The organism is Bacillus sp. JJ1503, assembly GCF_036965125.1.
In the GTDB taxonomy this organism is placed as follows: Bacteria; Bacillota; Bacilli; order Bacillales; family Cytobacillaceae; genus Cytobacillus.
The window spans coordinates 1-5,701 of the sequence record NZ_JBALOZ010000432.1 but is presented as its reverse complement, the minus strand read 5'-3'; the positions used below and the strand labels follow the sequence as shown (position 1 = coordinate 5,701).

Genomic DNA, 5,701 nt, shown 5'->3' with positions numbered 1-5,701 from the left:
TTTTCTGACTGACAATCTAGTTCCTCCAATGTCTTCTTATTTACCTATTTTCAACTATTTTTACATGATTCATAACTAAATTTATCTAAATCTTTTCCAATTTTACTACATTAATATATATGGATTTAGATCTACGGAAATTTGCAGTCCGCCCGAATGAATCTCCTGTTGATAGTGATCAAGCATTTTTTTGAGAGACTCGCCTAGAGCTGGTTCCCGCTTGTATTTTATCAAACATTGGTACCTATATCTATTATTAATCCTAGGAATTGGAGAAGCAACAGGGCCAAGACATATTGCTTCATTGGATAGCTTGGAGCGAATAAAGGCTGTGATTTTTTCTGTAACCGACACTGCCTTCAGTAATTCCTCATGACTAACTGTAACTAAGGATATATAGTAGAACGGCGGATATTTATGGATTTTCCTTATCATCATTTCTTTATCATAAAAACGAGCATAATCCTGTTCACCTGCTAATTCGACGCTATAATGCTCTGGGGTATACGTCTGAATGACAACCTCTCCTTCAAGCTCATGTCTTCCTGCACGTCCACTAACTTGAGTCAGCAGCTGAAAGGTTTTCTCTGACGATCTGAAATCCGGGAGATGGAGCATAGTATCAGCGGATAATACCCCAACTAATGTTATGTTTGGAAAATCCAATCCTTTTGCAATCATTTGTGTTCCAAGAAGGATATCAGCATGCCCGGCCTGGAATTGATCCAACAGTTTTTCATGGGCACCCTTTTTACTTGTTGTATCAACATCCATACGAATGACGGTCGCTTCAGGAAGAATCTTCGCCAGTTCCTCCTCGACTTTCTGCGTTCCAGTTCCAAAATAACGAATATGCTCACTCTGGCATTCAGGGCAGTTATTTGGCACTGTTGCTTCGTATCCGCAATAATGACATTTCATATGCTGATTAAATCGATGATAGGTTAGTGATATATCGCAATTTGGGCAGTTAACAACAAACCCGCAATCTCTGCACATGACAAAAGAGGAGTGGCCTCTTTTATTTAAAAATAAAACAATTTGTTCTTTTTTTTCTAATCGATCTTTTATTTTTTCAAGAAGCATTTGAGAAAACATCGAGCGGTTTCCAGCTCTCAATTCTTCCCTCATATCGATGATGGCTACTTCAGGCAAAGCTTGATTATTCATTCTCTTCGGCATCGATAAAAGCTTGTAAACTCCTTTTTGCGCCCTAGCAAATGACTCGAGTGAAGGGGTCGCACTTCCTAGAACAACAGGACATTTATGGGTAGCTGCTCTATGGATCGCCACATCGCGAGCATGATACCTTGGGTTTTCCTCTTGTTTATAGCTTGTCTCATGCTCCTCATCAATTATGATAATTCCGAGATTTTGAAAAGGAGCGAAAATGGCTGATCTGGCACCGACTACAACTTTTACTTCCTGTCTTTGAATTTTTCGCCATTCATCATACTTTTCTCCGGTTGAAAGACCGCTGTGAAGAACTGCTACTTGGTCCCCAAATCTCCCCTTAAATCTTTTGACCATTTGCGGGGTTAGTGAAATTTCTGGAACAAGGACTATGGCTTCTTTTCCCTTCTCAAGTACCGTTTGAATGGATTGAAGATAAACTTCCGTTTTGCCGCTCCCGGTTACACCATATAATAAAAAAGTTTCGTGGCTTTCTATTTCAATAGTTGATAAGATTGGCTTAATCGCATTTTCTTGGTCCGATGATAATGGCAGTGGTTCCGTTCTTGCAAAAGTTCGTTCCCCATAAGGATCTCTGTATACTTCTAATTCCTTTTGCCGTAATATCCCTTTGTGGATTAATCCATTTACAACAGAAGAGGTAATCCGAAGCTTCACGAGAAGCTCACGAAGTTCAATGATTTTCTCCTCAGTGTGTAAAAAAAAGTCCAGCACTTGCTTTTGTTTAGTGGCTTGAGACGGCAAGCTTTCTATTTCAGCATATAGCTCTTCCTTACTTAAATTTGTATAAATCGCCTTAAGCTTTTTCTTTCTTACTCGTTCCTTTACTTCGTATAAAATTTCAACTGTCCCTTTCGTTACCTCTTTCTGCAGCATAGATAAATAGCCCTTCTCAACTGCTTCCTGCCAAGAAATTATGTCCCGACTCGAAAAAACTTCCATAACTTGAGTAGGCAATTCAACCGGATTGTCAGCTTCTATTAGTTTAAGTTTTTTTTCATATTTAGCTTTTAAAGCTGCAGGCAGCATGACTTGGTAGGCTGAAATCTTATAACAGAGTGTTGTTTCCGTTAACCAATCGCCAAGAGTTAGGAGTTCCTGATTCAATACTGGAGTTAAATCCATTGGTTCTATTAGCCTTTTTAGTTGCTTGAAAACAGATTCAGCTTTTATGTCTGTCACAAAGCCTTGAATTTTCCTCGGCCCAAAAGGAACAATCACCCTCATCCCAATTTGTATAACATCTATTAAATGATCCGGGATTAAATAATCAAAAGCCCTGTCCGTTTGTCTTGCCGGTACATCAACGATTACACTGGCAATGTTCATTTATGTTCATTCCTTAATAATAAAGAAGCTTCATGGAGTATTTTTGCTGCAACCTCATGCTTTGACATAAGAGGGAGCTCTTCTAACGTGCCATCCCGTTTAAATAACGTCACAATATTCGTGTCTGTTCCAAAGCCTGCTCCTTCGGTTTTTACATTATTTCCGACAATCATATCTGCATTTTTTTTCTTGAGCTTTTCACGGGCGTACTCTGCTACATGATCTGTTTCTGCAGCAAACCCAATCAAAATTTGATGTTTTTTTGCTTTGCCAAGTTCAAAAAGAATATCCTTAGTTCTCTCAAGCTCTATGCTTTGTTCTCCTGGCTGTTTTTTCACCTTATGATCATACGTTATTTTCGGACGATAGTCTGCAACTGCAGCAGTTTTTATTACGATATCTGCATTTTCGTATTGGGATATTACTGCTTCATACATTTCTTCAGCGCTCTCTACCTTTATTACATTTACACCCGCTGGTGCCTGGAGTGAAACAGGACCTGAGATGAGCACAACATTTGCGCCAGTCTTAGCAGCCTCCTCAGCAATCGCATATCCCATTTTTCCTGATGAATGATTGGTAATATATCTGACCGGGTCAATTTTTTCCCTAGTAGGACCAGCTGTAATGACAAGCTTTGATCCTGATAGATTTATATGGTTTGTTCGAAAATGGTCCCCAATCAGTTCTGTTATTTTCTCTGGCTCCTCCAATCTCCCTTTCCCTACATATCCGCACGCAAGGTATCCTTCTCCCGGCTCGATAAACCTATAACCGAAGCTGTGAAGCGTGTTAATGTTTTTCTGAACTGCTGGGTGATTGTACATATGGACATTCATAGCAGGGGCAACCCAAACAGGAGCAGTAGCAGCAAGCAGTGTAGTCGTAATCATATCATCTGCAATCCCGTTTGCCAGCTTTCCAATTATATTTGCTGTAGCAGGTGCAATTAATATTAAATCAGCCCAATCAGCTAGATCGATATGGGCAATTACTTCAGAATTCTTTTCATCAAATGTATCTGTATAAACATCATTTCGAGATAAAGCTTGAAATGTTAAGGGGGTTACAAATTTTTCAGCTGATTTACTTAGAACAACCTTTACATCCGCACCAGCCTGAGTTAGTTTACTAGTCAGGGCAGCAGCCTTATAAACGGCAATGCCACCTGTAACGCATAAAAGAATTTTTTTTCCGATGAGCATAATTGGACCTCCATCCACCAACAAGTTCTACCTTTATTATGCAAGAAGTGCCTTTTTTTTTCATCTTTTAATCAAGTTTTACCTTACTTTTTACCTATACAATTTAGTTAAGAAATAAAAATAACAACCAGTTACGGTTGTTATTTTTATCAGGTACTATTCGTAAGCTTCATCCTTTTGCTTTTTTGCAAGACGGTAGTGAAGCTGATCCGCATTGATTTCCTCTAATGCTTTGCCAACATTTTTGTGTGATACATATTTATCAAGCTGCGGCTTTGCATTTACTTGCATCATGCGGGCACGCTTTGCAGCTACAGATACAAGTGAATATTTAGAATCAATTTTTGTCATTAATGAATCAATAGAAGGATATAGCATATATTATTCAACCTCCAGCATTTTAATATATCGTGGCTCAACACGTTCTCTTCGGCAATGTTCAGCAACTACAATTGCTTTAATTCTTTCACATGCAAGCTCAATTTGGTCATTTTCAACGACATAATCATACAAGTTCATCATTTCAATTTCTTCTTTTGCAACCGTCATCCGGTTGTTAATAATATCTTCAGTTTCTGTTCCTCTTGTGACAATTCTGTTTTTTAATTCCGATAGGCTTGGCGGAACAAGAAAAATGAATAAGCCATCTGGGAATTTTTTCCGCACTTGGCGAGCACCCTGTACTTCAATTTCTAGGAAAACATCCTTTCCCTTTTCCAATGTCTCTTGCACATAATCTACAGGCGTACCATAATAATTCCCAACGAATTCAGCATACTCCAGAAGTTTTTCTTGTTCAATTAAGGCTTCAAATTCTTCACGGGATTTGAAGAAATAGTCAATTCCATCAATCTCGCCTTCTCTAGGAGACCTTGTTGTCATTGAAATGGAGTATTCAAAAGCGGTATCCGGCTGCGAAAAGATCTCTTTCCGAACAGTGCCCTTCCCTACACCGGAAGGGCCGGACAAAACAATCAATAAACCTTTTTCCTTCATTATTCAATCCTACCCTTCATCAATAGTATCATCTCTGTCATCTAAGCGGTGGGCGACAGTTTCTGGCTGAACTGCTGAGAGAATGACGTGGTCACTATCCATAACAATAACTGCCCTCGTCCGCCTGCCATAGGTTGCATCTATTAAAGAACCGCGATCACGAGCATCTTGTATGATTCTTTTTATCGGTGCAGATTCGGGACTTACTATAGAGATAATACGATTGGCTGAAACAATATTGCCAAAGCCAATATTAATTAATTTAATCGCCATCAGGTTCCTCCAAGTATCAGTTATATATTTTGGCCCCGCGAGCCTTTTTCTAAACAGTCATTCAATATTTTGGACCTGTTCCTTCATTTTCTCCAGCAGGCTTTTCATCTCTACTACAAAAAAAGCAATAGAAGAATCATTTCCTTTCGAACCGATTGTATTAACTTCACGGTTCATCTCCTGAAGGATGAAATCTAATTTTCTTCCAATCGGTTCATTCGCTTGCAAAGTTTGCAAAAACTGATTGATATGACTATAAAGACGAGTGACTTCCTCGTTAATATCTGACTTATCGGCGAAAACAGCTACTTCCGTTAACAGTCGTGTTTCATCCACTTGCCCATTCAAAAAATCAGACATCCGCTTGGCTAGTTTCTCTTGATATTGCTGTATTACTTTCGGGGCTTGCTCCTTTAGTTCAGAAAGCCGCTCATTTAATTTACTAAGATTAAAGTTTAGATCCTTTTCGAGCTCTACACCCTCTAATTTACGCATTTGCCATAATTGTTGACACGCCTCTTCAACAGCCGCAAGCAACAAACATTCTACATTTTCATTATTCGTTTCTTTATCTACAATTAAAATAAGCTCTTCCCTCGTTACATCTTGAAGCGTAATTTCAGTTTCAATTGAATATTTGTTTTTAATATCCGTTATGTATTTAACATATTCGTCTAATAATTCCCAATCTATTAGAAAATGCC

The 5,701-nt window shown here is 38.7% G+C and carries 6 protein-coding genes; all 6 read right to left on the bottom strand.

Translation table 11 applies throughout. The features are described 5' to 3' along the window. Nucleotides 1–105: 105 nt before the first annotated feature. Nucleotides 106–2,523, bottom strand: coding sequence for a primosomal protein N' (priA, locus tag V7149_RS24520; protein ID WP_335348179.1), 2,418 nt, complete (start codon nt 2,521–2,523; stop codon nt 106–108). Next, nucleotides 2,520–3,728 carry a bifunctional phosphopantothenoylcysteine decarboxylase/phosphopantothenate--cysteine ligase CoaBC gene (gene coaBC / locus V7149_RS24515; protein ID WP_335348178.1) on the bottom strand — a complete coding sequence of 403 codons (1,209 nt, stop codon included), beginning with the start codon at nt 3,726–3,728 and terminating at the stop codon, nt 2,520–2,522. The genes priA and coaBC overlap by 4 nt, the downstream gene beginning before the upstream one ends. Before the next feature lie 156 nt (nt 3,729–3,884). Further along, a complete protein-coding gene (gene rpoZ / locus V7149_RS24510; RefSeq protein WP_066289256.1) occupies nt 3,885–4,106 on the bottom strand; it encodes a DNA-directed RNA polymerase subunit omega in 222 nt (73 codons plus the stop codon). Nucleotides 4,107–4,109: 3 nt separating this feature from the next. Beyond that, nucleotides 4,110–4,724: a guanylate kinase gene (gene gmk, locus V7149_RS24505; protein WP_335348177.1), complete on the bottom strand. Its 615-nt coding sequence runs from the start codon at nt 4,722–4,724 to the stop codon at nt 4,110–4,112. A gap of 9 nt (nt 4,725–4,733) precedes the next feature. Continuing rightward, the gene (gene remA / locus V7149_RS24500) at nt 4,734–4,997 is read right to left on the bottom strand and encodes an extracellular matrix/biofilm regulator RemA (protein ID WP_315668487.1); all 264 of its coding nucleotides are present in this window, start codon (nt 4,995–4,997) and stop codon (nt 4,734–4,736) included. Nucleotides 4,998–5,054: 57 nt separating this feature from the next. Beyond that, a partial coding sequence (locus V7149_RS24495; RefSeq protein WP_335348176.1) for a YicC/YloC family endoribonuclease occupies nt 5,055–5,701 on the bottom strand: 647 nt, incomplete at its 5' end.

Bases quoted from the DNA above. Each gene is read 5' to 3' on its own strand.
- priA (WP_335348179.1), bottom strand. From the start codon at position 2,523: ATGAACATTGCCAGTGTAATCGTTGATGTACCGGCAAGACAAACGGAC.
- coaBC (WP_335348178.1), bottom strand. From the start codon at position 3,728: ATGCTCATCGGAAAAAAAATTCTTTTATGCGTTACAGGTGGCATTGCC.
- rpoZ (WP_066289256.1), bottom strand. From the start codon at position 4,106: ATGCTATATCCTTCTATTGATTCATTAATGACAAAAATTGATTCTAAA.
- gmk (WP_335348177.1), bottom strand. From the start codon at position 4,724: ATGAAGGAAAAAGGTTTATTGATTGTTTTGTCCGGCCCTTCCGGTGTA.
- remA (WP_315668487.1), bottom strand. From the start codon at position 4,997: ATGGCGATTAAATTAATTAATATTGGCTTTGGCAATATTGTTTCAGCC.